This is a genomic window from Mycobacterium gastri (genome assembly GCF_002102175.1).
GTDB lineage: Bacteria > Actinomycetota > Actinomycetes > Mycobacteriales > Mycobacteriaceae > Mycobacterium > Mycobacterium gastri.
Map to the genome: position 1 here is coordinate 1 of NZ_LQOX01000074.1, position 25,458 is coordinate 25,458.

The 25,458-nt window shown below is 67.4% G+C and carries 18 protein-coding genes and 2 pseudogenes; 10 read left to right on the forward strand and 10 right to left on the reverse strand.

The features are described 5' to 3' along the window. The coding region (locus tag AWC07_RS06810) for a tyrosine-type recombinase/integrase (protein WP_139829578.1) at nucleotides 1-1,302 on the forward strand (1,302 nt) is incomplete at its 5' end. Then, nucleotides 1,299-1,571, forward strand: a complete 273-nt coding sequence (locus tag AWC07_RS27450; RefSeq protein WP_167380025.1) for a hypothetical protein — start codon at nucleotides 1,299-1,301, stop codon at nucleotides 1,569-1,571. The genes AWC07_RS06810 and AWC07_RS27450, both read left to right, overlap by 4 nt. Before the next feature lie 48 nt (nucleotides 1,572-1,619). Here the strand turns inward: AWC07_RS27450 and AWC07_RS28500 are convergent. The 4 genes and pseudogenes from AWC07_RS28500 to AWC07_RS06825 all read right to left on the reverse strand — a co-directional run. Then, nucleotides 1,620-1,757, reverse strand: a pseudogene (locus AWC07_RS28500) (hypothetical protein); the annotation flags it as partial. Nucleotides 1,758-1,795: 38 nt separating this feature from the next. After that, nucleotides 1,796-2,164, reverse strand: a pseudogene (locus tag AWC07_RS29290) (transposase domain-containing protein); the annotation flags it as partial. A gap of 100 nt (nucleotides 2,165-2,264) precedes the next feature. Continuing rightward, complete coding sequence (locus AWC07_RS06820) at nucleotides 2,265-4,595, reverse strand: copper-translocating P-type ATPase (protein WP_084293729.1); 2,331 nt, start codon at nucleotides 4,593-4,595, stop codon at nucleotides 2,265-2,267. Between the two features lie 55 nt (nucleotides 4,596-4,650). After that, nucleotides 4,651-4,950: a DUF1490 family protein gene (locus tag AWC07_RS06825; RefSeq protein ID WP_036418208.1), complete on the reverse strand. Its 300-nt coding sequence runs from the start codon at nucleotides 4,948-4,950 to the stop codon at nucleotides 4,651-4,653. A 199-nt stretch (nucleotides 4,951-5,149) separates the two neighbouring features. On the opposite strand from AWC07_RS06825, the gene AWC07_RS06830 reads away from it, so the two are divergent. Continuing rightward, nucleotides 5,150-5,809, forward strand: coding sequence for a DUF5134 domain-containing protein (locus tag AWC07_RS06830; RefSeq protein ID WP_051508222.1), 660 nt, complete (start codon nucleotides 5,150-5,152; stop codon nucleotides 5,807-5,809). Nucleotides 5,810-5,850: 41 nt separating this feature from the next. Here AWC07_RS06830 and AWC07_RS06835 read toward each other — a convergent pair whose 3' ends face one another. Then, nucleotides 5,851-6,330 carry a gamma-glutamylcyclotransferase family protein gene (locus tag AWC07_RS06835; protein ID WP_036418213.1) on the reverse strand — a complete coding sequence of 160 codons (480 nt, stop codon included), beginning with the start codon at nucleotides 6,328-6,330 and terminating at the stop codon, nucleotides 5,851-5,853. 165 nt (nucleotides 6,331-6,495) lie between these two features. On the opposite strand from AWC07_RS06835, the gene AWC07_RS06840 reads away from it, so the two are divergent. Together AWC07_RS06840 and AWC07_RS06845 are read left to right on the forward strand one after the other, a co-directional pair. Further along, complete coding sequence (locus tag AWC07_RS06840) at nucleotides 6,496-7,926, forward strand: NAD(P)H-quinone dehydrogenase (RefSeq protein ID WP_036418215.1); 1,431 nt, start codon at nucleotides 6,496-6,498, stop codon at nucleotides 7,924-7,926. A gap of 78 nt (nucleotides 7,927-8,004) precedes the next feature. After that, a complete protein-coding gene (locus AWC07_RS06845; RefSeq protein WP_036418226.1) occupies nucleotides 8,005-9,756 on the forward strand; it encodes a glycerol-3-phosphate dehydrogenase/oxidase in 1,752 nt (583 codons plus the stop codon). A 275-nt stretch (nucleotides 9,757-10,031) separates the two neighbouring features. On the opposite strand, the gene AWC07_RS06850 is transcribed toward AWC07_RS06845, so the two are convergent. Beyond that, nucleotides 10,032-14,531, reverse strand: a complete 4,500-nt coding sequence (locus tag AWC07_RS06850) for a cation-translocating P-type ATPase (protein ID WP_085105008.1) — start codon at nucleotides 14,529-14,531, stop codon at nucleotides 10,032-10,034. Nucleotides 14,532-14,876: 345 nt separating this feature from the next. Between AWC07_RS06850 and AWC07_RS06855 the strand changes: the two genes are divergently transcribed. Together AWC07_RS06855 and AWC07_RS06860 are read left to right on the forward strand one after the other, a co-directional pair. Continuing rightward, nucleotides 14,877-15,884 (forward strand): magnesium transporter CorA family protein, encoded by a 1,008-nt coding sequence (locus tag AWC07_RS06855; RefSeq protein WP_036411481.1) that lies wholly within the window; start codon nucleotides 14,877-14,879, stop codon nucleotides 15,882-15,884. Nucleotides 15,885-16,008: 124 nt separating this feature from the next. Next, entirely contained in the window at nucleotides 16,009-16,347 is a 339-nt protein-coding gene (locus AWC07_RS06860) for a hypothetical protein (protein ID WP_051507895.1), read from the forward strand. A 449-nt stretch (nucleotides 16,348-16,796) separates the two neighbouring features. On the opposite strand, the gene AWC07_RS06865 is transcribed toward AWC07_RS06860, so the two are convergent. From AWC07_RS06865 to AWC07_RS06875, 3 genes are read right to left on the reverse strand one after another with little or no spacing between them, the layout of a single operon-like run. Continuing rightward, nucleotides 16,797-17,144: a hypothetical protein gene (locus tag AWC07_RS06865; protein WP_036411483.1), complete on the reverse strand. Its 348-nt coding sequence runs from the start codon at nucleotides 17,142-17,144 to the stop codon at nucleotides 16,797-16,799. Continuing rightward, nucleotides 17,141-19,201 carry a PPE domain-containing protein gene (locus AWC07_RS29295; protein ID WP_139829579.1) on the reverse strand — a complete coding sequence of 687 codons (2,061 nt, stop codon included), beginning with the start codon at nucleotides 19,199-19,201 and terminating at the stop codon, nucleotides 17,141-17,143. Before AWC07_RS29295 ends, AWC07_RS06865 begins: the two co-directional genes overlap by 4 nt. 16 nt (nucleotides 19,202-19,217) lie before the next feature. Then, the gene (locus tag AWC07_RS06875) at nucleotides 19,218-19,517 is read right to left on the reverse strand and encodes a hypothetical protein (RefSeq protein WP_036411499.1); all 300 of its coding nucleotides are present in this window, start codon (nucleotides 19,515-19,517) and stop codon (nucleotides 19,218-19,220) included. A 448-nt stretch (nucleotides 19,518-19,965) separates the two neighbouring features. Between AWC07_RS06875 and AWC07_RS06880 the strand changes: the two genes are divergently transcribed. Continuing rightward, entirely contained in the window at nucleotides 19,966-20,820 is an 855-nt protein-coding gene (locus AWC07_RS06880) for a pseudouridine synthase (RefSeq protein ID WP_036411489.1), read from the forward strand. Beyond that, the gene (locus AWC07_RS06885) at nucleotides 20,817-23,732 is read left to right on the forward strand and encodes a sulfatase-like hydrolase/transferase (protein WP_036411492.1); all 2,916 of its coding nucleotides are present in this window, start codon (nucleotides 20,817-20,819) and stop codon (nucleotides 23,730-23,732) included. The genes AWC07_RS06880 and AWC07_RS06885 overlap by 4 nt, the downstream gene beginning before the upstream one ends. 4 nt (nucleotides 23,733-23,736) lie before the next feature. Here the strand turns inward: AWC07_RS06885 and AWC07_RS06890 are convergent, their stop codons facing one another. After that, the gene (locus AWC07_RS06890; protein WP_036411493.1) at nucleotides 23,737-24,087 is read right to left on the reverse strand and encodes a DUF732 domain-containing protein; all 351 of its coding nucleotides are present in this window, start codon (nucleotides 24,085-24,087) and stop codon (nucleotides 23,737-23,739) included. Nucleotides 24,088-24,666: 579 nt separating this feature from the next. On the opposite strand from AWC07_RS06890, the gene AWC07_RS06900 reads away from it, so the two are divergent. Further along, nucleotides 24,667-25,458: PE family protein (locus AWC07_RS06900; protein WP_139829580.1), on the forward strand; the 792-nt coding region annotated here is incomplete at its 3' end.

The following is a 25,458-nucleotide window of genomic DNA, read 5'->3' on the forward strand; positions in this document are numbered from 1 at the left end:
GAACTGACCAGCGGCCGCGCCAAAACCGTTGCCGCCCGCAAATCCCGGATGGACCAGCGCACCCGCGAACGACTGCCGGTGCTGCCGACGCTGGTGGCCGCTGCCGAGCATCGGCGCCAGCGGGCCGCGCAAGCGCTGGCCGCTGCCCTGGCCACCGAGCCTGGTCGAGAGTTCAATGTCGACGGGCAGGTGCTGCGGCGGGCCGAGTGCTCACCGGAATCCGGCAGCCACCTCTGGGCCGAGGATCCCGTGAACCGGACGCGCACCGATCTGAAAGCCGAAGAGCGACGCGCATTTTGGGCATGGGCTGCCATCGAGGTGCTGCGGCTGACCGGCATCCGGGTCGAGGAACTGACCGAACTCAGCCACCACAGCCTCATCCAATACCGGCTTCCGGCCACCGCAGAACTGATTCCGCTGCTGCAGATCACACCTTCCAAGACCGACGCCGAACGGCTTCTGGTGATATCCCCGGAACTGGCCGATGTTTTGGCCGCCATCGTCACTCGTATCCGCCGGCCCGACGGCGCCATCACGCTCGTCTCGGCATACGACTACCACGAGAAGATCTGGAACCCGCCGATGCCGCTGCTGTTCCAATCGCACTGGCGCTTGGAAGACAGACCGTTGAGCCCCAGCGTGATTCGCCGGTTGATCAACGACACGCTGGCCAGCACAGGACTGACCGATGCCAGCGGCGCGCCGCTGAGGGTCACCCCCCACGATTTCCGCAGATTGTTCGTCACCGACGCCGTTATGCACGGCATGCCGCCCCACATCGCTCAGCTTGTGGCAGGGCACCGCGACATCAACGTCACGATGGGATACAAGGCCGTCTACCCCGAAGAAGTCATCAACGGGCATCGGGCGTTCATTGCCCGCCGCCGTGAGCTGCGGCCCAGCGACGAATACCGGACGCCCACTGACGCGGAATGGGAGGAGTTCCTCGGCCACTTCCAACGCCGACGCGTCGCCCTAGGCGAATGCGGCAGAAGCTATTCCAGCCCGTGTATCCACGAGCACAGCTGCCTGCGCTGCCCCCTTCTGCGGCCGTCGCCGAGCCAAAGAGCACGCATCGTCGAGATCCGCAGCAACCTTCTCGACCGGATCATCGAGGCTGAACGTGAAGGATGGCACGGCGAGGTCGAAGGGCTGCGGGTGAGCCTCGCGGGCACGGAAACGAAACTCGCCCAACTCGATCAGATGACCCGCCGGGCGGCGACCATCGAGCTGGGAATCCCTACCTTCGGCGAAGTCGCCGGGCGCACCGCCACCACAGACGCCAAGATCGTGAACCCATGATGACGCAGCCCGATGACCTGCAACAGCCCGACGAATCTATAACCTTCGCCTATCCCATCGGTTCCCTCGTTCACCTCGCCGACCTGCTTGGCGAGGTCGACGAATTCTTACGCAGCGGAACCGACGTCACCGATCTGCTTACCGTGTTCATGACGCGTCTCGGCCGCACCAATCCGGGCTTTCGAGCCTGCAACCTGATCGACGACCTGAGCTTCACCGCTCACCACATCCGCCGCCTCGTCGGCGACCACCCCGAAGAACGAACATGATCCGGTCGAAAACAACAGGGGCCGTGGCGGTTCCGTAGTGCAGAGAATGCCGTGCAACGACACCGTCGCGGTCTTGGTCACGCGGCGGTGCTCCTCCCACAGGAATGCCTCGGTGAGCGTCTGCGGGGCGGGCACCGACAACGTCGTGCCGTCGATCGCGCAGACCAGCAGACCCCGCCAGCGCGCCGCCCCGCCCGCGGGACCGGCGAGCGCTCGAACAACGCACGCAACGGCCTGGCCCCGACCCGGCGGCGAGCCTGAGCCAGCGCCGAGCTGCCCGGATCGGGCACCGCCACACCGTCTAGGCCCGTGGTCAACCGTGCCCACACCTGCCGAGAGCCGATCTCGGCGAACAGTCCGGCCGCCAGCAGCAGGTACACCACCACCCGCGAGGGCAGATCACGCACCCGCTGCTGCACGCGCGCCGTCGAAGCGAGCACGTCGTCGACCATCTCGAAGGGAACGATCTGGGTCAACTCGCCGAGATGCCCGGGCGCGAACGGACCCGCGGCAACCATCGCCGAGGCACGGATGACAGGCTGAACAAGCAGCGGAACTCCTAGGATGACGGGTGTCTTACGAGGACAACCCATCCGAACAAGGAGTTCCGCTGCCCCATTGGACCGACACGCCCAATTCCCCACGTATCACACTTGACCCAACAGCCATACGCTTAACTGCGCGGCATTGCGGCTAGCCCGGCAGCGTGTCATCGGGTGGGTTCAATCGCGCCGGGATTTCCTTCGGTGCGGCGGGTAGCCGGTCGAAGCGGCGTAGCCGCAGGGAGTTGGTCACCACGCTGACCGAGGAGAGCCCCATCGCCGCGCCTGCCACGACCGGGTTGAGCATGCCCAGCGCGGCAAGCGGTATCGCGGCGGTGTTGTAGCCGAACGCGAAACCGAGGTTCTGGTAGATGGTGTGCAGGGTGCGCCGGGAGAGCTGGATCGCCAGCACGACGCCATCGAGCCGGCCGGACATCAAGGTGATGTCGGAGGCCTCGATGGCCACGTCGGTGCCGGTGCCGATCGCGATGCCCAGATCGGCCTGCGCCAGCGCGGGGGCGTCGTTGACGCCGTCGCCAACCATTGCGACCACCCGGCCCTCGTCTTGGAGCCGGCGCACCTCGGTGACCTTGTCCTGCGGCAGCACCTCGGCCAACACCCGGTCGATGCCCACCTGGGCGGCGATCGCGGCGGCCGTGCGGGTGTTGTCGCCGGTGATCATCGCGACCTGCAGTCCCATCGCGTGCAGCTGGCGGACCACCTCGGCGGCGTCGTCCTTGACGGTGTCGGCCACGGCGAGCACACCGACAACCCGGTCCTCCCGGCCGACGAACACCGCGGTGCGGCCCTGCTCTTCGAGTTCGGCGGCCGCCGCGGCGAGGCGGTCGGGCAGCAGCAAATCGTGCTCGACGATGAGCTTGTGTCGACCGACCAGCACGGGCCGGCCGTCGATCTCGGCCCGCACTCCGTGTCCGGCCAGGTTGGCGAACTCCGTGGCGGCCGGAATCGGCAGCGCCTGCTCACGCGCGCCGGCGACGATCGCCGCGCCGATGGGGTGTTCGGAACCGGACTCGACGGCCGCGGCAAGCTGCAGCACCAGCTCGTCCTGAACCCCCTCGTCGGCGACAACGTCGGTGAGCCGCATCGCGGCGCGGGTGAGGGTGCCGGTCTTGTCGAAGACGACGGTGTCGATCTTTTGCGAGGCTTCCAGCACCTCGCCGCCTTTGACCAGAATCCCCAGGTCCGCGCCGCGGCCGGTGCCGACCATGATGGCCGTCGGGGTGGCCAGGCCCAGTGCGCACGGGCAGGCGATGATCAGCACCGCGATCGCGGCGGTCATGCCGGCCACCGGGTTGGCGGCCAGCAGCGTCCACCCGGCAAAGGTCAGAGCGGCAACACCAACGACGGCCGGCACGAACACCGCCGACACGCGGTCGGCCAGCCGTTGCACCGGGGCTTTGCCCCCTTGTGCCTGCTCGACCAGGCGCACAATCTGCGCCAGCGCGGTGTCAGCCCCCACGGCGACGGCGCGCACCGTCAGCAGGCCGTCGATGTTGACCGTGGCCCCGGCGACACGGTCGCCCACGGTTTTCTCGACCGGAACCGATTCGCCGGTAAGCATCGACTCGTCGACGGCGGCACGTCCGTCGATCACAACCCCGTCGACCGGGATCTTCTCTCCGGGCCGTACCCGCACCAGGTCCCCGACCTGCACCTGCTCGACCGGGACGAGCAGTTCTTGGCCGTCGACGAGCAGGCAGGCTTCCTTGGCGCCCATCTCGAGCAGCTTGCTGATCGCCTCCGACGCCTTGCCCCGGGCCCTGGCCTCCAGATAGCGGCCCAGCACCACGAACGCGATGATCAACGCCGCGGTGTCGAAAAACAGCGGGCCACCGGCGAATAACTCATACGTGGAGTAGCCGAACGCGGTCAGCGTGCCCAGAGCGATCAGCGTGTCCATGTTGGCGCTCAACGCCCTGGCCTGGGCAACGGCCTCCTTGAGAATCGACCAGCCGGCCACGAACTGCACCGGCACCGTCACGGCAAACGTCAACCACCCCGCCCACGGGGCGGCCACCATCGTCAACCCGGCCGACAGCAACGCGAACGGCCACGCTAACCAGACCCGGCGCAACCAGGTCCGCCGCTCGGTCGCGGGATCCACGCCGGGCGAGGCATGGCACGAGGCGACCTGAACCTCGCCGCATCCCCCATGACCCAAGGCAGCTTCGTCCGGACGGCCCAGCAGCCGGCCGATGATCCTGCGGACCACGCCACCGCTGCGCTCAGCAGCCGAATGCGGGGCACGCGCGGGCACCAACTCGGCCGGAATATGTTGGGCATCAACGATTGCCGTGAGCACAGCCGCGATATCGCGGCGGTCCCTCGAAAACCAGATCACCACCGAAGCGGTTCGCGGATATGCCTGAACGGCCTGGACGCCGGCCACCCTGGCGACGGTCTCTTCGGTCGCGACGGCTCGAATTTCGTCGAAACCGGACCCGCCGACGTGAACCCGCATCCGCCCCGCCGCATTGGATACGACCGTCAGCTCGACATCGGCGTCGGGGCGAACATCAGTGATCGTGGTCATGGCGCTCGCCCGCTACCGCCGACAGTGAAACATCTTCTCCGATACGCTCTTTCGCTTCGGCAATCACATCGGCCAGCGTCAGCCGAGCCTGCTCGGAGCCCTGCTGGGCTTTGCGTTCGGCGGAGCGCAGACCACGAAGTCCCCACGCGGTGGTGGCGACGGTCGCCTTGCGCAGCGAAACCTTCGCTGTCGTCTTCCGCAGCGCCTCATACGCGGCCGCGCCCACCAGGCCGGTCACCAATGTGGGTACCGATTTCGCCAAGAGTCCATGCCACGAAGCCATAGAACGGTCCTTTCCTCTCGTGCTTGCCAGCTTGCAACACAACAGTACCTGGGTAGGGTATCTGCATGGTCAAAGCCGGCTTCTTTCACGGCAAATCCCCAGAATGGAACCGCGGTGATGTCATCGGCAGCCGCGCCCAGCAGGGGCACCTGAGCCGGCGGCTGTCCGCCACCCTGCGCCAGGCATCCCCGACTTCGCGGTGTCTGCGACCGTGCTGAACGAGTCGGCGCTGCGCTGGGCGGCCGCAACGATTTTTGGCGTCAGCATCGCAGCGGACGTCTACGTCTTCGCTACCCGGGGTCCTCGCTGGACCCGCGCATTCGACCACCTGCTGCACCTGTCCATGGCGGCGGCCATGATTGCCATGGCCTGGCGGATCCGACCAGCCTCCCACAGCCTGGTGCCGATTGTCTTCTTTCTCCTGGCGGCCGGCTGGTTCGTACTCGTGGCCGGCGGGCGACGCTGCACCCTCGGCGACCGAATAACCAACTGCTACAACGCGACAATGATGATCGCGATGGCATGGATGTACACGCTGATGAACGGCAGCTTGGCGGGCTACACCGATCATTCACCAGACCATGTGCTGGCAGGTTCGGCACCGACGCATATCGCCGGAGCGCCGATGCCCGCAGCGCAGATGCCGCAGACCACGTCCGGGGCCGGAGCGTGGATCGCCGCGGCGAACTGGATCGTGACCCTGGGGTTCGCGGTCGCGGCCATGCTCTGGCTATGGCGTTACGTCGGCGCGTGGCGAGCCGGCCGGTCGGCTGCTGCCGGCCCGCTGACCGAGTTGGGACTGCTGTCCCAGGCCTTCGCTGCTGCTGGCACCGCCCTGATGTTCGGCGTCATGGGGTAATACCCGCCGGCTTGCCGGGGACAGCCCACCACCGGCACGGGTCAGGTCGTCGTTCCCGGACCGATGTTGCGGGCCGGACGGGTGCGCAGGTCGTGCACATAATCGGCCGGAGCACCTGCGATTTCCGCGGCGTCGGCCATCACCCCCAGATACCGCGCCGACGGCAGCCCACCCTCCCAGGCGTCCAGCACGTACAGCCACGCCAGGACCGGGTCAGTGGTGGTGTCCGACGACAACCGCTCCACGCGGCACCGGATCTTCTTGTGGACGCCGAACTCGGAGCCCTCCCAGCGGTCCAGGTTCATCTCGTCGGCCGGCGTCATGTCGTAGAGCACGACGAACACCCTGGAATCCGGTTCCTCGACGACGGTGGCCAACGCCCCGTCCCAGCCGAGGTCCTCACCGCCGAAGGTCAGCCGCCAGCCGTTGAGCCAGCCGGTTCCGGCCATCGGTGAGTGGGGTGCTCGCTTGAGCATCTGCTCGGGATCCATGTTCGACCCGTAGGCGGCGTAGAGCGGCACGGGAGAAAGCTTAAACGTCGGCTGTATGGATGGCGGCTACCCGAGGGTCTGAGGCGGGTGTGATGCAGCCCTCACCCGGTGCTGCGGCGCGCCGCGCCGGGCTTGCCCTTGCGCCGCGCTGCGGCCTGCTCGTGAAGGGCCGGGTGACCGGGCTAGGTTAGGCCTGTGGTGACCCGCATCGTGATCATCGGTGGCGGCCCGGCCGGCTACGAGGCCGCTATCGTCGCAGCCACCGCACACCCCGAATCAGTCCAAGTCACCGTCATCGATTCCGACGGCATCGGCGGGGCCGCAGTGCTGGACGACTGCGTGCCGTCCAAGACCTTCATCGCCTCCACCGGCCTGCGCACCGAGCTGCGCCGGGCTCAGCGCCTCGGCTTCGACATCGACATCGACGACGCGAAGATCTCGCTGCCGCAGATCCATGCCCGGGTCAAGGCACTGGCTGCCGAGCAGTCGGCCGACATCACCGCCCAGCTGCTCGGCATGGGAGTCCACGTGATCTCCGGCCGGGCCGAGCTGATCGACCCCACCCCGGGCCTGGCCCGCCACCGGGTCAAGGCGACCCATTCCGATTCGGGGCCGGACGGCCCCGTCAGCAGCGAACACGACGCCGACGTGGTGCTGATCGCCACCGGGGCCAGCCCGCGGGAACTGCCGTCGGCCCGGCCGGACGGCGAACGCATCCTGACCTGGCGTCAGCTCTACGACTTGGAGGCGCTGCCGCAGCATCTGATCGTGGTGGGCTCGGGAGTCACCGGCGCGGAGTTCGTCCACGCCTACACCGAATTCGGCGTGCAGGTCACCGTGGTGGCCAGCCGGGACCGGGTGTTGCCGTACGAGGACGCCGACGCCGCGCTGGTCCTGGAGGAGTCGTTCGCCGAACGCGGTGTCCGGCTGGTCAAGAACGCCCGGGCCGAATCGGTGACCCGCACCGACACCGGTGTCTTGGTCACCATGACCGACGGCCGCACCGTCGAAGGCAGCCACGCCCTGATGACCATCGGGTCGGTGCCCAACACCGGCGCCCTGGGCCTCGAGCGGGTCGGCATCGAACTCGGACCCGGCAACTACCTGACGGTGGACCGCGTATCGCGGACGTCGGTGCCCGGCATCTATGCCGCCGGCGACTGCACCGGCCTGCTGCCGTTAGCCTCGGTCGCCGCCATGCAGGGCCGGATCGCGATGTATCACGCGCTGGGCGAGGGGGTCAGCCCGATCCGGCTGCGCACGGTTGCCGCGACGGTGTTCACCAGGCCCGAGATCGCCGCGGTCGGTGTGCCGCAGTCGGCGATCGACGACGGGTCGGTGACCGCGCGGACCATCATGCTGCCGCTGCGGACCAACGCCCGGGCGAAGATGTCGGGTTTGCGGCAAGGCTTCGTCAAGATCTTCTGCCGGCGCTCCACCGGCGTGGTGATCGGCGGCGTGGTGGTGGCGCCGATCGCCTCGGAGCTGATCCTGCCGATCGCGGTGGCCGTGCAGAACCGCATCACGGTCAACGAGCTGGCGCAGACGCTGGCCGTGTACCCGTCGTTGTCGGGCTCGATCACCGAGGCCGCCCGCCGCCTGATGGCCCACGACGATCTGGACTGAAGGCCAGCCCCGCGACGCCTCAGGAACTAGCCTGGTGGAGCAACGCTACCGACCAGTAATCGACAGGAGTCAGTTTCCGTGAGCAACCCAATGAGCGCACCGCAGAGTGAGCAGCCCGCTGGGACGCTGGGACCGCAGCAGCGCGCGTCGGCCTGGGAGCGGCTCGGTGCCGAGCAATTCGACGTGGTCGTCATCGGCGGCGGCGTGGTGGGCGCCGGGTGCGCGCTGGATGCTGCCACCCGCGGTCTCAAGGTGGCCTTGGTCGAGGCCCGTGACTTGGCCTCCGGCACGTCGAGCCGCTCCTCGAAGATGTTCCACGGCGGACTGCGGTACCTCGAACAACTCGAATTCGGCCTGGTGCGCGAGGCGCTCTACGAACGCGAGCTGTCGCTGACGCGTTTGGCGCCGCATCTGGTCAAGCCGTTGCCGTTCCTGTTCCCGCTGACCAAGCGCTGGTGGGAACGTCCCTACATCGCCGCGGGCATCTTCCTCTACGACCGGCTGGGCGGCGCCAAATCGGTTCCGGCGCAAAAACACCTGACCCGGGCCGGCGCCCTGCGATTAAGCCCGGGGTTGAAGCGGACCTCCCTGGTCGGCGGTATCCGCTATTACGACACCGTCGTCGACGATGCCCGCCACACCATGACGGTTGCGCGCACCGCGGCCCATTACGGCGCTGTCGTCCGCTGCTCGACCCAGGTGGTGGCGCTGCTGCGCGAGGGTGACCGGGTGATCGGCGTGCGGGTCCGTGACTCCGAGGACGGCTCGATCAAGGAGGTCCGCGGCCACGTCGTGGTCAATGCGACCGGGGTCTGGACCGACGAGATCCAGGCGTTGTCCAAACAGCGCGGACGTTTTCAGGTGCGCGCGTCCAAGGGCGTGCACGTGGTGGTGCCGCGGGACCGGATCGTCAGCGACGTGGCCATGATCCTGCGCACCGAGAAGTCGGTCATGTTCATCATCCCGTGGGGCAGCCACTGGATCATCGGGACCACCGATACCGACTGGAACCTCGACCTGGCCCATCCCGCGGCCACCAAGGTCGACATCGACTACATCCTGGGCACCGTCAACACCGTGCTGGCCACCCCGTTGACGCACGCCGACATCGACGGCGTGTACGCCGGGCTGCGTCCGCTGCTTGCCGGGGAAAGCGAGGAAACCTCGAAGCTGTCCCGCGAGCACGCCGTGGCCGTGCCGGCAGCGGGACTGGTGGCCATCGCCGGCGGCAAGTACACCACCTACCGGGTGATGGCGGCCGACGCGATCGACACTGCCGTGCAGTTCATTCCGGCCCGGGTCGCGCCGTCGATCACCCAGAAGGTGAGCCTGCTCGGCGCCGACGGTTACTTCGCGCTGGTCAACCAGGTCGAACACGTCGGCGCGATGCACGGTCTGCACCCGTACCGGGTGCGTCATCTGCTGGACCGCTACGGTTCGCTGATCAACGAGGTGCTGGCGTTGGCGGCCGACGATCCCGGCCTGCTCAGCCCGATCAAGGAGGCGCCCGGCTACCTGCGGGTCGAGGCCCGCTACGCCGTCACCGCCGAGGCGGCCCTGCATCTCGAGGACGTCCTGGCCCGGCGGATGCGGATCTCCATCGAATATCCGCACCGCGGCGTGGATTGTGCGCGCGAAGTAGCCGACATCATCGCGCCCGTGCTGGGCTGGACCACCGCGGACATCGAGCGGGAGGTCGCCAACTACAAGGCGCGAGTGGAAGCCGAGGTGCTCTCGCAGGCCCAGCCCGACGACGTGTCGGCGGACATGTTGCGGGCCAGCGCGCCCGAAGCCCGCGCCGAGATCCTCGAACCGGTGCCGCTCAATTGAGCGCGCTCACCGGCCAGAACCAGGGTTCACCGTGAAACGTGGACCCTTGCGGTCGCGGTCGGCGGGAGCCTGGCCGGCGTCGTGGGCTGGGACTTCGTGCAGCGCCGGCAGCAGGCGTCGATGTGCTCCGAGACCGGACGAAAGGCATTGAGCTGTAACCGCATTGAGCTGTAACCAAGCTTCGCGCCGCACCCGACTAAGGTAAGGGGGCGTTAGCGTTAGCCACCCGCGACTCGAAAACCCGACCGAAAGATGGCGGCCGGACAAACATCTGGTTACGTCCGCGCGAGTGAATCAGCCTCATCGACTGATGCCGCGCTGTGGGCCGTGCCACCGATGAACCGCCGCGCGTACTCGGATGCCTGAACGAGCAGGTCGGGAGCCAGCACCGAGACCAGGCTCGCCCCGCCGGCGGCCAGCAGCGCCTGGCCCCAGCCCAGCGGGCCCACCGGCGTGCAGCCGAACACCTGGCTGAGGCCGGGCGTGCTCACCACCACCGCCAGCGCGCCCAAGGACCCGACCGTCGTCAGCACCACCAGCCCGCTGCGTGAGTCGGCGAGCGTCTGGGCCAGTTGCGTGCCGACCAACCCGATCAGCGCGACGGTTGCCGCGCGGCGCTGGGTGCCGGTCGCGCTGGCCAGCAGCCACGCCAGCATGGCGCCGATCGTGGTGGACGCGCCACGAATCCCGATCGCGCGCCACATCGCTGCCTCGCCACGGTCGACCTCGGCGGTGCCCGCCTGGGTGCTGACGGCCAGGGCTGCGGCCGGCAACGCGTCGGTCAGCATGTTGACCAACAGCATCTGGCGCGCGTTGAGCACGGAACGTCCGGTCAGCAGGGTGGTGATCAGCGCAAAGCACACCTCGCCGAGGTTGCCGCCCAGCAGCACCGACACCGCCGAATGCACGCGGCGCCACAGCTGCTCGCCTTCGTCAAGGGCGTCGAGCAGCGCCTCGAGCTTTCCATCGAGCAGCACCACGTCGGCCGCGGTGCGGGCGGCGTCGCTGCCGCGCGCGGCCATCCCGATGCCCACGCTGGCCGCCCGGATCGCGGCCGCGTCGTTGACGCCGTCACCGACCATCGCCGTGACCAGTCCGGCCCGCTCCAGGGCCTGGACCACCTCGATCTTGTGTTCCGGGGTCATCCGCGCAAAGACCAGTCGCGACGTGACCGCCTCGGCACGCTGGTCAACCGACAGCGCTTCCCAATCGCTGCCGGTGACCACCTGTTCGACGGTGACGTCGATGCCGAGCTCCTGGGCGATCACGGCCGCGGTGGTCGGGTGATCGCCGGTGATCAACCGCACCCCGATTTCGTGGTCGGCGAGGGCCGCCAGCACGGCCTGGGCCATCGGGCGCGGGGTATCGGCCAATCCGAGCAGACCGATCGGGGTGAGCTCTGACGTGCACAGACTTTCCAGCAGATCGGGATCTGCCGCCGCCGCGGCGGCTTGCCCGCGGCTGAGGTGGCGCTCGGCCACGGCCAGCACCCGCAATCCCTTGGCCGCCATCTCCTCGATCTGCCGGGTCAACGGTTCTGTGCCGTGGTCGCGCACCAGGGCTGACGAGAGCACCTCGGGTGAGCCCTTGATAGTCAGCCGGGTGCCGACCAGCGCGGCCGCGAACGGGCGACCGGACTGGAACGGCAGGTATGCGTCCCGCTTGAGCCGCTTTTGCTGCGAACCCCGGATTGGCGAACCGCGCAGCGCGGGGTCGTCGGCGGCCCGGTCTATCGCGTCGTCGGTGGCGTGATCGACCCGGTGGGTATGCCTGGCATAGCTGGTGTGCAGCGCCGCATCCAGCACCTGTGCCGGGGTGAAACCCGTCGACGGACGCACGACTTTGACCTTCAGCCGGTTCTCGCTGAGCGTGCCGGTCTTGTCGAAGCACACCACCTTCAACCGGGCCAGCGCCTCGATCGAGTGGGCATTGCGGATCAGCACCGACTCGCCGGTGAGGCGGCGCGCGGCGGCCAGCTGAGCCAGCGTCACCACCAGCGTCAGCCCCTCCGGAATGGCGGCGACGATCAGCGTGACCGCACTTCCCACCGCCGCGCGCAACGGGGTACCCCGGGCCAGGCTGAGTAACCCGACCAACGCCCCGCCGGCCACACTGAACGGCAACGCCCGCCGGGTGACCCGGCGCAACTGTCGCTGCAGCCCGATCTCCTGCAACTTCCTCGGGGCCATCGCCAACGCCCGGCGCGCCTCGGAGCGGGAACCGACCGCGGTCACCACGGCCACCGCCGTGCCCGCGACCATCGTGGTGCCGGCATAGAGCATGCAGGCCCGTTCGGCCAGCGGGGCGCCGGGCGTGGGCTCGGTCTGCTTGGTCACCGGCAGCGACTCGCCGGTCAGCGTGGATTCGTCCACCTCGACGTTTGCCGCATGCAGCAACCGGGCATCGGCGGGGATCACCTCGTCGGCATGGACTTCGATAATGTCGCCCGGACGCAGCCGCCTGGTGGGCACCTTTTCGCAGCGCTGCTCATCGGCCGGGCCCACCCGCCGTCGCGCAGGCGGATCCTGCACGGCCAGCAGGCGATTCAGAACACGTTGGGCGTGCAGCTGCTGCTCGGCCGACAGCCCGGCGTTGACCAGCAGCACGCCAGCCACCAGAACCGCATCCAACGGCGAGCCGAGCAGCGCGCTGGCCAATGCTCCGGTGGCCAGCAGCGGGGTGATCGGATCGGACAGATCGGAGCGCAGCTCGGCCGCGAAATCGCGGACGAGTCCCCACGACTTCGTGGTCGCGTCGTGCAGCAGCCGCACCGGCGGCGGGTTTCGCCGCCAGGTGGACGCCGCATCGGCGGGTTCGTCTGGAGGCCGCGGTAGCAGCCGCCGCACGTCGGCGACCGATAGGCTGTGCCAGTCGTGCACGGTGTCGGGTTCGGGCAGGGGGGCTTGGAAAACCTTTGCGGCCGCGCGGAATCCGAACCAGAGGCTGGCGGCCATACCGACGTTGATCGATGCCGAACTGCGCCCGGGCACACCGGGAATCAACATCAGGGCGCCGATCGCCGAGGCCGAGGCCGACAGCCGTACCGCGTTGTCGGTGGCCGCACGCGCGGCCGGCATCGCGTGCAGCACCCGCCAGGCGCCGGTCAGGTCTGAAACGTAAACGTCGGCGCCCCATGGCGGCGGATGTCGTTGGCGCAGCACGCCGATCGTGACATCGGCCCGATGGGCGGCCCGCATCTGCGACGTGGTCAGCAACGCCACGGTGGCGCCGCCGGCCTTCAGTTCCGCGACTGCCGCCGCCACCGCGTCGTCGATCGACCCGTCGGAGGGATAAAGTTGGTCGAATCCTTGTGCCAGAGAGCGTAATCCGTCGTCATCGAGCGAGAAGACCCGGGGGTGGGACCGGCGTGCTTCGGTGAGCACCGCCGCGGCGAACGGATCGCGGACCGGACTGACCAGCGCCTGGCCTGTGCTGCCCGCTCCGCCGATGTCGGCCAGGCTGTGCCATCCGGGGGTCAGCCCGCCGGCGTCCAGGGCGGCACGCACCGCTTCCCAGGCTTGGGTGCGTAGTGAATCCGGCACGCCCAGAACGCGACTGACCATCAGATCGTCGGTGTAGAACGCCCGCGGGTCGATCATGATCGCGTCCACCCGGTCGAGTGTGCGCAAGGCGCGGGGACGCAGCACCAGCGCGTCGTGACGGGCGGCGAGCCCGCTGCTCATCGCGCAACCGAATGCCTCCCGCACGGTGCGCAATGGTTTCGGCACGGCGGTCAGCGCCGCGGCACCGGCCATGTCGAGGTTGCGCGAGAGCGCGCCGACCACCGCGGCCGCGCCCAGGCCCACCGAACCGGCGCGGTTGGCGTAGCGTTCGGCCGGCCCGTCAGGTGGAGTCGGGATGTTCCTGGGTGCGCCGGCCTCGTCGGGAACCGGCTGGCTGCCCAGCCCGGATTCATGGCGACGCCATGCGAGCCGGCCGCTCCAGGCCTCGGCCGCCAGCATCGCGCGGGTCGCCGCCTCGGCGGCCGCCGCCGTCGGCGACAGCGTCAGCGCGGCAGCGGTGGCGTTGACGACGCCGAACAAGACGTCGGTGCCCTCGGGTCCGAGGTGTCGTTCGACCTCTCGGCGCAGTCGGGGCAGGTGGTCGGCCAGCGTCGGCGGCACGGCCACCAGATCGGGCAACCTGGGCAGCCGCAGCAGGCTGCCGGTCAGCGAAAGGCCGAGGCCCGCGGTGGCCGCCGCGGCCGCGATCATCCGTCCCATCAGCAGTGCGTCGTCGCCCGGCAGACTGACCGGCTGCGCTCGCGCGTCTCGGGTACGGTCGCGCCGTTCGGCGTCGTCGACGATCCGGCATAGCTGCGCCGCCGAAGGCCCGTCGGCAGCATCGGCATCCAGGGTGACGACCAGCCGCGCCAGGGTTCGGTTCAGGAAAGCCTCGCGCACGCCGGGTGTCTTGCGGACGGCCGCGAGTACGTCGACGGCGATCGCCGAGGCGTGCTCACCGCCGAGGCCCCGCACCTCGATCCAGTGCCGAGAACCGTTGGTGCTGTGACGCCGTGCCGGTGGGCCACCTATCGACTCGACCGCCACCTCCGCCGCCGCCCGGGTCAAGCTTGAAATATCCTGTGCCGCAGCCGATAACGATCTTCCCACGGTTGCCGCCACGCTGGCGCCCGGCAGGGCTGCGCTTCCGGCGGTTACCGCCACCGCAGCGCCGGCGGTAACCGCGACGCGAGTGCCCGCCATGGCGGCACGCAACGGCGCTGCCGCTAGGCCGAAACCGGGCAGACGACGGGGACTGATCAGTGTGTTCACACCTACCTCGCACCGATTCTCGAATATGCCAGCCGCAAACGAAAGACCGGTTCGGGCAAACATTTGGCTCACCACATCGGCGCGTGCATTATGTCGAGTCAAGTTACGCCTGAGCGTCAGACTAACGGGCAATGACACGCGGGCGGGGGCGGCGGGTTTGCACCACCCGCTTCCATGCTAAGTCGGCGAGTGCCGCGCTGCGCCGACCGGCGCGGCAGTCACGTTGGGAGACAGCGCAAAACAGCCGCTGTGCCCGCCGGTGTTGGCTTCGACTCCGGGCGATGACATGTCGAGCACTGGGGCACGGTGTACCCGGTGCTGCAGGTGGCCTGACAAGATGGCCTGGTGCAGGTCGCGCCGAGTAACCAGGGTCGCGTATGGCGTGGCGGTGAGCCACAGGACGACTTCGAGTTCGACCGGATCTCCGATTACCTCGTCGAGGACGACACCTTGGTGTGGGTCGACTTGTGCGAGCCGGACCACGACACATTGCGCGAGCTAGCGGCCGAACTCGGCCTGAACCCCTGGGCTGTTGAAGACGCCGTGGCAGTAGCCGAACGTGTCAAGGCCACCGCCTACGAAACCCACACGTTCTTCACCGTCTATGCCGTCGACGTCGTCACCCGCGCCGACGCCGATCCCCAGCCGATGCTGGCGATGCACCGAATTTCGGCGTTCGTGCTTGCCCGGGGTTTGATCACGGTGCGCCTGACGCCGGACTTCGACATGGCACAGGTCACGCGGCAATGGCGGGAAATCGGCGGCCAGCGCCACGGTGTCGGCGCATTGGTGCACGGTTTGCTCGATGTCGTTGTCGACAGTCATTTCGCGGCGGTGGAGGCGCTCGACGACTGCATCGAAGCCATCGAGGACGAGCTGTTCGACGGCAGCTCACGTCAGGCGAACTTTCAGCGCCGAACATTCCAGTTGCGCAGAGACCTGGTGAATCTGCGGCGTGTTGCGCTGCCGATGCGCGAAGTCGTCAACTCCATCCAGCACCATCGGTTGCACGCCCCGCAGGCCGACGCTGCCCGAGAGCTCGACCCGCTCTACGCCGACCTCTACGACCACGTGCTTCGGGTGTCGGAATGGACGGAGTCGTTACGTGACATGGTCACAACCATTTTCGAAACCAACCTGTCCCTGCAGGATGCCCGGTTGAACACCGTGATGAAGAAGCTGACCGGGTGGGCGGCCATCATCGCGGTCCCGACCGCGATCACCGGCTATTACGGCCAGAACATCCCCTATCCCGGCTTCGGCTCCGTCTCGGGTTTCATCGTCAGCACCAGCGTGATCGTCGTCTTGATGGTCGTGCTCTATGTGACGTTTAGGCGTCGCGACTGGCTTTGACGGCTCCCGGCTTGAAGTCGCCCGAGGAGCGGATTGAGTGTCGTTGTCACCAGAGGTTGCCCTACGCGGCGGACTTCCACTCCCTGACCCTGCCCTACCTTGGTCAGTGAGGGGGATGCGTGTTGTGAATACGGCCTTCACACCTGCGATTATTGACTTCGAGATCTACCTGCTTATGCCCGTTACCGATGAAGACGGGTTAATTGAATCGGCACGGTATTGGCATATAGGGCGCAATTCGCACAGATTCAATTCTCCGATCGAAGTACCCATTTGGGGCATGGACGTTACCGAGTTCACGGAGCATTTTGGCCCCATGCGGGGTGGCCGTCAGTGGCCGTTGTTTGACAAGTTTCTCCCTGCATACGAGGAGTATGAACTTCCATGGGAGGGGGAGAGTTATGGTGCGGGATTCAGTTGGGGACTTTTCATGTTTTCGGCGAAGTCGTGGCCTGAAGATTGAGATATTCAGCTAGAATCCCGCACCGTTGGGAACCCTCTTCGAGCTTTCAGCTGAGCAGGAACACTGGCCCGCCCGTTACGAGAAATAGGCTGCGGGAACAACAGCCATCCCCGCGGAGGCCGCTTTCGGTGAAACTGAGGAAAATTGTTTACATGCCTGACGGAACAAAAAGTGGTGCTGCCTGCGGACTTAACGTATGGAAGAGGAATGATGGTATATCCTGACGGATCGACGACAGCTCTTGCGGGGTGACCTTCGTAAATTCTTGCCGTACATTGGGCCGATGAAGGGTGCAGAGATGAACGTATCCTCATATGCAGGGATCATTGATTTTGAGGTCTACCTGCTCATGACGATGAGGCTAAGATTTGATGCACGCGCAGTTGGCCCGGGTCGCCACGGTCACTCAGCTGCGCACCGCGCTCAAGCTGGGAGAACTTTCTTTACCGCTATCGAGTTTCTTCGTCTGTGTCGCGGACTGGCGGCAGGTTATAGCCCCGGAGTTTCGCACGTAGCTCGGCGATAACTCCCTGCACGTAAGCCTCGTCTTCCTCAGAAAGACGGAAACGTTCTTCATCAAGTGCTAACGCGTAGATAATCTCGAGTTGGCCCCACAGGCGGAGCAACGAGCTGGTCCAGGATGGATCCGCCACGTCGTTCAGAGATCGGATTATCGACTTCAGGTCACGATCTACCCGTTCGAGATCGGCGAATCCACCGCCGTAACTGTTCAGCGAATCAAGCGCCAGTTGCCTGAGATAGGCGGTCCGGTCGCGAGACACGTCGTCGTTCGTCAACGTCGTAGGTCCCCGAAACTCACGGTGACAATTTTGCCACTTGCGGCTTGGACGACGCTGACATTATTGACAGGATCAAAGAAAACCGTTGTGCCTCCTATGCTCGGCGCGGATAGACCATTTCGAAGCGTATTTTGCACGACACTTACCGGAATGCCGTCACTTTGCATTTCGTCAAGCGCGTGTCCGCTGAAAGACGTTCCATCGATCGTCGTAGGAGCATTCGTTCCGGGGCGGACATCCATTGGGCCGCCGCGCTGACCAGTGGGCGTCGATGGATCTGGTGACGGTGCGTGCGGTTGCTGTGGTGCGGGTTGTGTCCAGTATGGGATGTCGGCGCGGGCGGCGTCTTTGGCGGGCGTGTATTGCACGTTCGCGGTATCTAATTGGCGCTCGAGTTGCGCCTTTAATGAGTTGTAATACCAGGCTTCTTGGTTATAGGCGTTTACCGCGTTCCAATCGGCAGGGTTGGGCGGATTCAAGTTGTGGTGGTCGATATCGTATGTCAACTTGTTGTAGGCGTCGCGTGTCGCTTGCAGCGATGCCGGTGGCGGTGGGCTGGCCCAGGGCGGAATGGGCGGGGGGCCCAGCGGCGGTTTGCCCGGCGACGGAGACGGTGGCGGTGGAGGCGGTGGTTGTGGAGCAAGCGGTATCGGCGACGGCGGTGCCTGGGGTGCTGGGCCAGCACCGAAACCCAGCATCTGGGCGCCCGGGCCCCCGGAGCCGCTAGGGCCGCCGCTCCCGGTGGCCGGCCCCGGCGGGCCGCCCGGCGGCGCATCCGGTTGGGGAGCTGGTAGTGGGGGTGCCGGTGATTGCGGTGGGGGTGGGGAGCTGAGGGTGTGAGCGATGTCGCCGGGGTCGAGCAGGGGCGGCTGGGGAGCCAAAGACAGGCCGCCAGGTTGTGGTGGCTGTGGGTGGACGTAGGCCAGCGGCTGCATCGGCGCTGTCAAGCTGGGGGTGGTGACCGGGCCGCCCAGCGCGGCCGCGTTGAGCATGCCCGCGGGTGCGCTGCTGCCGGCCCGCTCGATCGGTGGTGGGGCAAAACCGTCGCCGGTGGGCCGAACGTAGCTGGTGAAACCGGCACCCGGATAACCGCTGACCCCACCAGGCCCCAGCTCCGATCCAGGCGGGGTCAAGGCGCCGGCGCGGCTCTGCAGCGCCTCGGCGAGCTGCGCCGAGGCCGGCCCCTCACCGGCAGGGGGAGCGGCGGTGGGTGCGCCAACTACCCCGGCCGGTGAGATCCTTGCGAACATCCCCACCGCAGCCTGCGGCGCCGGATGCACTGTCTGAGCCGCGGTTGGGGTGCCCGCCACCGAGGCCGCATTCGGGGCGGCCGACGGCACAGCCGAGCCGGCTAGTGGGGCGGCACCTCCCCGTGCGCCGGCACCGCCCTGCGGCGCGGCCGCTGCCGGGGTGAGCACCGCGTGGGCGGCTTGCTCGCTGGCGCGCAGGGTCGCCCCGGCCGCGCTGATCGCCCCGGCTTCGGCCAACCCCACCGCCGCAGCCGCCAGTGATGCTCCGGGCACCGCCGGCGGAAACGGCACCATGATCGCTGCGGCGGCAGCGCGCAACGCCACCCCATAGGCCGCACCCGCAGCCGCGTTATGCGGCCACATCTGCCCGTAATACTCGACGTTCAACGCCACGATCTTCGGGGTCAACGCCCCCCACACCAGCGGGTTGAGCTGCTGCGCGGCGGCCTCATCCACCCGATTAGCCCCCGCCTCCTGCGCGGTGACCATCGACGCCAACGCGCTCTGATGCGCACCCGCCGCCGCCACCACATGGGACGCCTTGTCCACCAGCGCCGCCGCCAGCAGCTCATGCTGAGCATCCAGCACACCGTGGGTGACCGCCGAGGCCGTTGCTCCCGCCCCCTGCCAACCGGTGCCATAGGTGGCCGCCCCACTGGCTGCCGAGGCCGCCACCACCGCCCGCACCTGCGCCGCCTGCGCGCTCAACGTGTCGGCATAAGCCAACGTCGAGGCCGGACCAGACCCCGAGGCCAACGCCGCATAGTTGGCCTCCGGCGAAAACGCCGACCACGGATGCACCACCACAATCCCCTAACCCCTACAGGGCCAGGGCCGCCGCTCGCATCGCCTCACTAGCCACCGTGATCCCGACCGCCACCGACTGCGCATCAGAAAACACCCCCCGCGCCGCGGCATGCTCAGCAGCGGCGCTCACATACGCTGCTCCCACCGCGGCCAGCGCAACAGCGAACGCCGCCGAATCAGCATCCACTCCCATCGGCACCACCCCCGCCAACATCGGCGCCCCCGCGGCAACCCCAACACCCTGCTGCGCCGCCAACCCCGCCTGGGCTAGCGCCGAAATCCCCACCACCGCCGGCTCCATCGCAAACACCATCACCCACGACCTCCGACTCACTGCCCGCAGACAAACGTCAGCCGATCCTAGACCGCAGCCGCCAACCCCGCTGCACACCACGAACCCCGCGCCAGCCAAGCCCCGAGGCCGGACAAACCGGCTACGCCCGGAGCCGGCAAGCCAAGAGAATTCGAGGGGCCGGTCACCACCGCCACGGCATCGAAACCCAAACACCATGGGGCATCAAGAAACTCGTTCCGCCACCCGGCCGCCCCATCGCGTCGTGGACACCGCAAGCGCCAACCAACCGCCACCCACCCGCGACCTCAAGACCCCCGCAAGCCCTGATCAACACCCGGGGTAACAGCGCGCACGAAGGATGACACGCGTGAATTTCGGCAAGTTACGACTTTGACCTACCAGGCGGTCTCAGTCGACCGGGTTGGTTAGCGCCACCGGAGCGCTTCGGGTTCTATAGTCTGCGAGCGTGCTTGCCGTTCGTGACGCGCTCGGACCCGCGCGGGTGCGGCTGCGGGGCGGGCCAGTGCTGGCCGAGCTGGACGCGCGGTTCGGTGCGCCGGCTCGGGAAAAGCTATTGGCCGGGGAAATCCGCGACGCTGGCGGCACGGTGCTGGACGCCGGCACGGTGCTGCCGCCGGGGTCTTTCGTCTACCTGTATCGCGAGCTGCCAGACGAAGTCCCAGTGCCCTTCGAGATGCCGCTGCTCTACCGGGATGACGACATCGTCGTCGTCGACAAACCGCATTTCTTGGCGACCATGCCGCGGGGCCGGCACGTCGCCCAGACTGCGCTGGTGAGGTTGCGCTGCTCCCTTGGGTTGCCAGAGTTGAGCCCGGCGCATCGGCTGGACCGGCTGACCGCCGGGGTGCTGCTGTTCACCACCCGGCGCGAGTTGCGCGGGCGCTATCAGACGCTGTTCGCACGCGGTTCGGTGCACAAGACCTACCTGGCCCGGGCCATGGTCAGCCCCGCGGTGGTCCTGCCGCGCGTGGTCCGCAGCCGCATTGTCAAGCGTCGCGGTGAGCTGCAGGCGGTTTGCGAACCCGGCGAGCCGAATGCCGAGACGCTGGTCGAGCTGATCTCACCGCAGGGCCTGTACCGGCTGACGCCGCGTACCGGACGCACCCACCAGCTGCGGGTGCACATGGCGTCGCTGGGCCTGCCGATCACGGGGGATCCCCTGTACCCCAAGGTGATCCATGCTGCTGACGATGACTTCAGCTCGCCGCTGCAGCTGCTGGCCAAGCACATCGAGTTCGACGATCCGCTCACCGGTTCGCGCCGTGAGTTCATCAGCCGCCGAGAGGAAATCTGGTCATGAGTGAAGACAACGCACTGGTCATCGTCGCCGGGTATCAGGACATTGATTCGGCCCGCCACGACTTCGAGAACTTGACCGGCCGGGCCAACGCCAAGACGCTCCCGCTGCAGGGCGCGGTGCTGGTCGGCAAGGACGACGAGGGCAACCCGGTGCTGCTCGACACCGGGAATCGTCTCGGTCGCCGCGGCGCCAAGTGGGGCGCGGGTGTCGGCTTGGCGGTCGGGCTGTTCTCGCCGGCGCTGCTGGCCGCTGGGTTGGTTGGAGGGGCGGTGGGCGCCGCGACCGGAGCATTGGCCGGCACCTTCGCCCATCATCGGATCAAGAGCGGGCTGGCCGACAAGATCGGGCAAGCGCTGTCGGCGGGCAGTGCCGTCATCATCGTCGTGACACCGGCGGCGGGCCGATTGCCGGTGGAGCAGACGCTGGCCGGTTCGCCGATGAAATCGGTTGCCGAACTGAGTCATTCGACATTGCGAAGCCTGGGCGCAGCATTGCAGGAAGCCATGGGCAAGTTCAATCCCGATCGTACGAAGCTGCCGATACCGCAGCGCAGCTTCGGCGGCACGGTCGGGCGCACCATGGCAGAGTCGGTGGGGGACTGGACAATAGTCCCCGGCGCGAGCGCGCCGGACAATGCGCCCAATGTGCTGATCGTGTTGATCGACGACGCCGGGTTCGGCGGACCGGACACCTTCGGCGGTGGCATCCGCACCCCCACACTGTCGCGGGTGGCGCAGAACGGGTTGGCCTACAACCGTTTCCATGTCACCGCGGTCTGCTCGCCGACCCGCTCGGCGCTGCTGACCGGGCGCAACCATCACCGGGTGGGCTTCGGTTCGGTGTGCGAATTCCCCGGTCCGTTCCCGGGCTATTCGACGGTCAAGCCGCGCAGTTGCGCTGCGCTGCCGCGGATCCTGCGCGACAACGGCTATGTGACCGCGGCTTTCGGCAAGTGGCATCTGACCCCCGACAACGTCCAGGGCGCATCGGGTCCGTTCGACAACTGGCCGCTGGGTTGGGGGTTCGACCATTTCTGGGGTTTCCCCACCGGCGCCGCCGGCCAGTACGACCCGATCATCACGCAGGACAATTCGGTCCTCGGCATACCCGAGGGACAACACGGCAAGCCCTACTTCTTCCCCGACGACCTCACCGACAAGGCCGTCGAATGGTTGCACACGGTGCGGGCCCAGAGCACCACCAAGCCGTGGCTGCTCTACTACTCGACCGGCGCCACGCACGCACCGCATCACGTGTTCAAAGAGTGGGCCGACAAGTACCGCGGGCAGTTCGACGAGGGCTGGGATGTGTACCGGCAGAAGACTTTTGAACGGCAGAAGCAACTGGGGATCATTCCCGGCGACGCCGAACTGACCGAGCGGCCTGAGCTGTTCCCGGCCTGGGACAGCCTGTCGGACACCCAGAAGAAGCTCTACGCCCGGCAGATGGAGGTATTCGCCGGCTTTTCCGAAAACGCGGACTGGAACGTCGGCCGGCTGTTGGATGCCATCGAGGATCTCGGCGAATCCGACAACACGCTGGTCTTCTACATCTGGGGCGACAACGGCGCCAGCATGGAGGGCACCAACACCGGCTCGTTCAACGAGATGACGTTCCTCAACGGCCTGGATCTCGACGCCGATCAGCAACTCGCGCTCATCGAGCAATACGGCGGCATCGAAGCACTCGGCGACGAGTTCACCGCACCGCATTTCGCGAGCGGCTGGGCGCACGCCAACAACACGCCGTTCCAATGGGGTAAGCAGATGGCCAGCCACCTCGGTGGCACCCGCGATCCGATGGTGGTCGCCTGGCCGGCCCGGATCCGGCCCGACGGCCAGGTTCGCGGCCAGTTCACCCACTGTATCGACATCGCGCCAACTGTGTTGGCGGCCATCGGGTTACCGGAGCCGACCAGTGTTGACGGCTTCGAGCAGGAGCCGATGGACGGAACGAGTTTCCTGCACACCTTCGACGACCCGGCCGCCGAAGAGCGCCACACCGTGCAGTACTTCGAGAACTTCGGCAGCCGAGCGATTTACCGGGACGGCTGGTGGGCGTGTGCGCGGCTGGACCGGGCGCCGTGGGACCTGTCACCGCAGACGATGCGGCGGTTCGCGCCCGGTGAATACGACCCCGACCAGGACACCTGGGAGCTGTACTACCTGCCCGACGATTTCTCCCAGGCCAACAACCTGGCGGCCGAGCATCCGGACAAGCTCGCCGAACTACGGCAGCTGTGGTGGCAGGAAGCCGAACGCAACCGGGTGCTGCCGTTGCTGGGCGGGCTGGCCGTGATGTTCGGAGATTTGCCACCACTGCCCACCACCACCCGATTCGCCTTCCAGGGAGACGTGCAGAACATCCAGCGCGGCATGGTCCCACGCATCTTCGGCCGCTCCTACGCGATCGAGGGACGGCTGCACATCCCCGACAGCGGTGCGCAGGGCGTGATCGTCGCCAACGCCGACTTCATGGGCGGGTTCGCGCTCTGGGTCGACGAGCAGCAGCGGCTGCACCACACCTACTCCTTCCTCGGCGTCGAGACCTACCGGCAGGTGTCGACGGAGCCGCTGCCCACCGGCGACGTCACGGCGCGGATGTTGTTCGAAACCGAGCAGCCCGAGGTGGGTTCCGGCGGCAAGGTGACCTTGTGGGCCGGCGACCGATTGATCGGCGAGGGTCGGCTGCCCCAAACGGTGAGCCTGTCGTTTACCTCCTACGCGGGGATGGACATCGGCCGCGACAACGGGCTGGTGGTCGACCGCGACTATGAGGACAGGGCGCCATACGCGTTCACCGGCACCGTCAAAGAGGTGATCTTCGACCTCAAGCCCGTTCATCCCGATGCGGAAAAGGCGCTGCACGAGCACGCATCGGTGCAGGCCGTCGGACAGGGCGCCGCGGGTTAGCGCGTCACGTCGATGTGTGGTGCCTGGGGCAATACGCGGCGATGCTCACGCCGACAAAGTACCCGGCGCGATAGCCGTCGAGGTTGCTGCTATTCGTCACATCAGTAGCGACGTCGGGCTTTTGCCTACCGAGATCGAGTTCGTTGCAAACCTGATGACCGGCGACGATCGCGGCTTGCGGTGATGGGAAGTTGATGCCCTTGGACTTGACCGCATTGAGGAACGCGTCATCGACCCTATCGGCCTGCGCCGTTGGGGTCGCCACGACCGCGAGGCGAAGCAGCGCGACGGCCAGGACAAGGCCGATCAATAGTGATCGCACCCGTCTGCGCGAGCGCACTCGACAGGTCGCCATTGCTCAAACCTCCTTGATGAGAAGTGCTGATGGCAAAGCCAAGCCGACGACATTGCGATCATCGCACGTCATGTTCGCGACGAGCGAGCTCCGGGCGCGGCAGTGCCAACAGCTGGCCGCACGCACGACGGTCACCGCGGCGTTGGCTACCACCCGCGCCGCACCGGCTTCATCGCTGGGTTGAACCGCCAAATCAGCGACCTCGGGGTAGCCGTGCCAACCATATTGAGACCCACTCGGCGAGTTCGCATCGTATGCCGCCGCCCGCCTCCGCGAACCATCTCCGTTTGACCACCGCCCACCGACGAATTCGAGGACCAGCCGCCGCGCACAGCCTCAATTCATCGGTGGATCGCGTCTAAACGTCGGCTAGACGTGATGGCTCACGCAACTAATGGCCAGCTGCCAGGAAAATCTCACGATGCGGGAGCCGCGAACCTCAGTCGTATTGTGCGCTCCGGAGTTCTTGTAACTACGCATAACTCTTGGCGATTTCCAGATGGCTCGGCGCGAGCGCCAATATGCTGCTTGCGTCTGCCCATCGCCTGCCCATCGCCTCCGAAACGCTAGGAAACGCACATGAACTCGTTGGTAGCGACACCGGAATTCATCTCGGCAGCGGCCCAGGAGTTGACAAGTGTCGGGTCGGCCATCGACGAAGCCGTCGCGGCCGCGGCGGCTCCGACCACGCAAGTGGCGGCCGCGGCCGCCGATGAGGTGTCGGCGGCCGTCGCGGCACTGTTCGGAGAACATGCGCTGCGCTATCAGGAGTTGAGCGCCCAGGCGGCGCAGTTTCACGCTCAATTCGTCAACGGCTTGGCGACCGGCGGGGCAGCCTATGCCAACGCGGAGGCCGCCAACGTCGCGCAGACTGTGCTGGATTTGATCAATGCGCCCACGCTGGCGCTGGTGGGGCGCCCGCTGATCGGCAACGGCGCCAACGGGGCCCCGGGAACCGGGCAGAACGGCGGCGACGGCGGCATCTTGATCGGCAACGGCGGGGCCGGCGGGTCCGGCACGGACGGGGTCAGCGGCGGGCGTGGCGGTAATGGCGGGGCTGCCGGGCTGTTGTTGGGCTCCGCCGGTACCGGCGGAGCCGGCGGAGCCGCTACCGGTGCCGGCGGCGTCGGCGGCACCGGCGGGCAGGGCGGAATGGGCGGGTTGTTCAGCCCGGGCGGAGTGGGTGGCACTGGCGGTGCGAGCACCGGCGGTGCCGGCGGTGGTGTTGGCGGAGCCGGTGGTCTCGGGCTGTTCGGCAACGGCGGCGCCGGAGGCGCCGGAGGACGCGGCATCGTCGGGGACGGTGGGGTTGGTGGTGCCGGCGGGGCCAGCCTCTTCGTCGGCAACGGCGGAGCTGGCGGGGCCGGCGGC

What these genes read in the sequence shown, in the direction of transcription:
- AWC07_RS06885 (WP_036411492.1), top strand. Translation starts at nt 20,817, where the DNA reads ATGAGTGAAGACAACGCACTGGTCATCGTCGCCGGGTATCAGGACATT.
- AWC07_RS06890 (WP_036411493.1), bottom strand. Translation starts at nt 24,087, where the DNA reads ATGGCGACCTGTCGAGTGCGCTCGCGCAGACGGGTGCGATCACTATTG.
- AWC07_RS06820 (WP_084293729.1), bottom strand. Translation starts at nt 4,595, where the DNA reads ATGCGGGTTCACGTCGGCGGGTCCGGTTTCGACGAAATTCGAGCCGTC.
- AWC07_RS06825 (WP_036418208.1), bottom strand. Translation starts at nt 4,950, where the DNA reads ATGGCTTCGTGGCATGGACTCTTGGCGAAATCGGTACCCACATTGGTG.
- AWC07_RS27450 (WP_167380025.1), top strand. Translation starts at nt 1,299, where the DNA reads ATGATGACGCAGCCCGATGACCTGCAACAGCCCGACGAATCTATAACC.
- AWC07_RS06875 (WP_036411499.1), bottom strand. Translation starts at nt 19,517, where the DNA reads ATGGTGTTTGCGATGGAGCCGGCGGTGGTGGGGATTTCGGCGCTAGCC.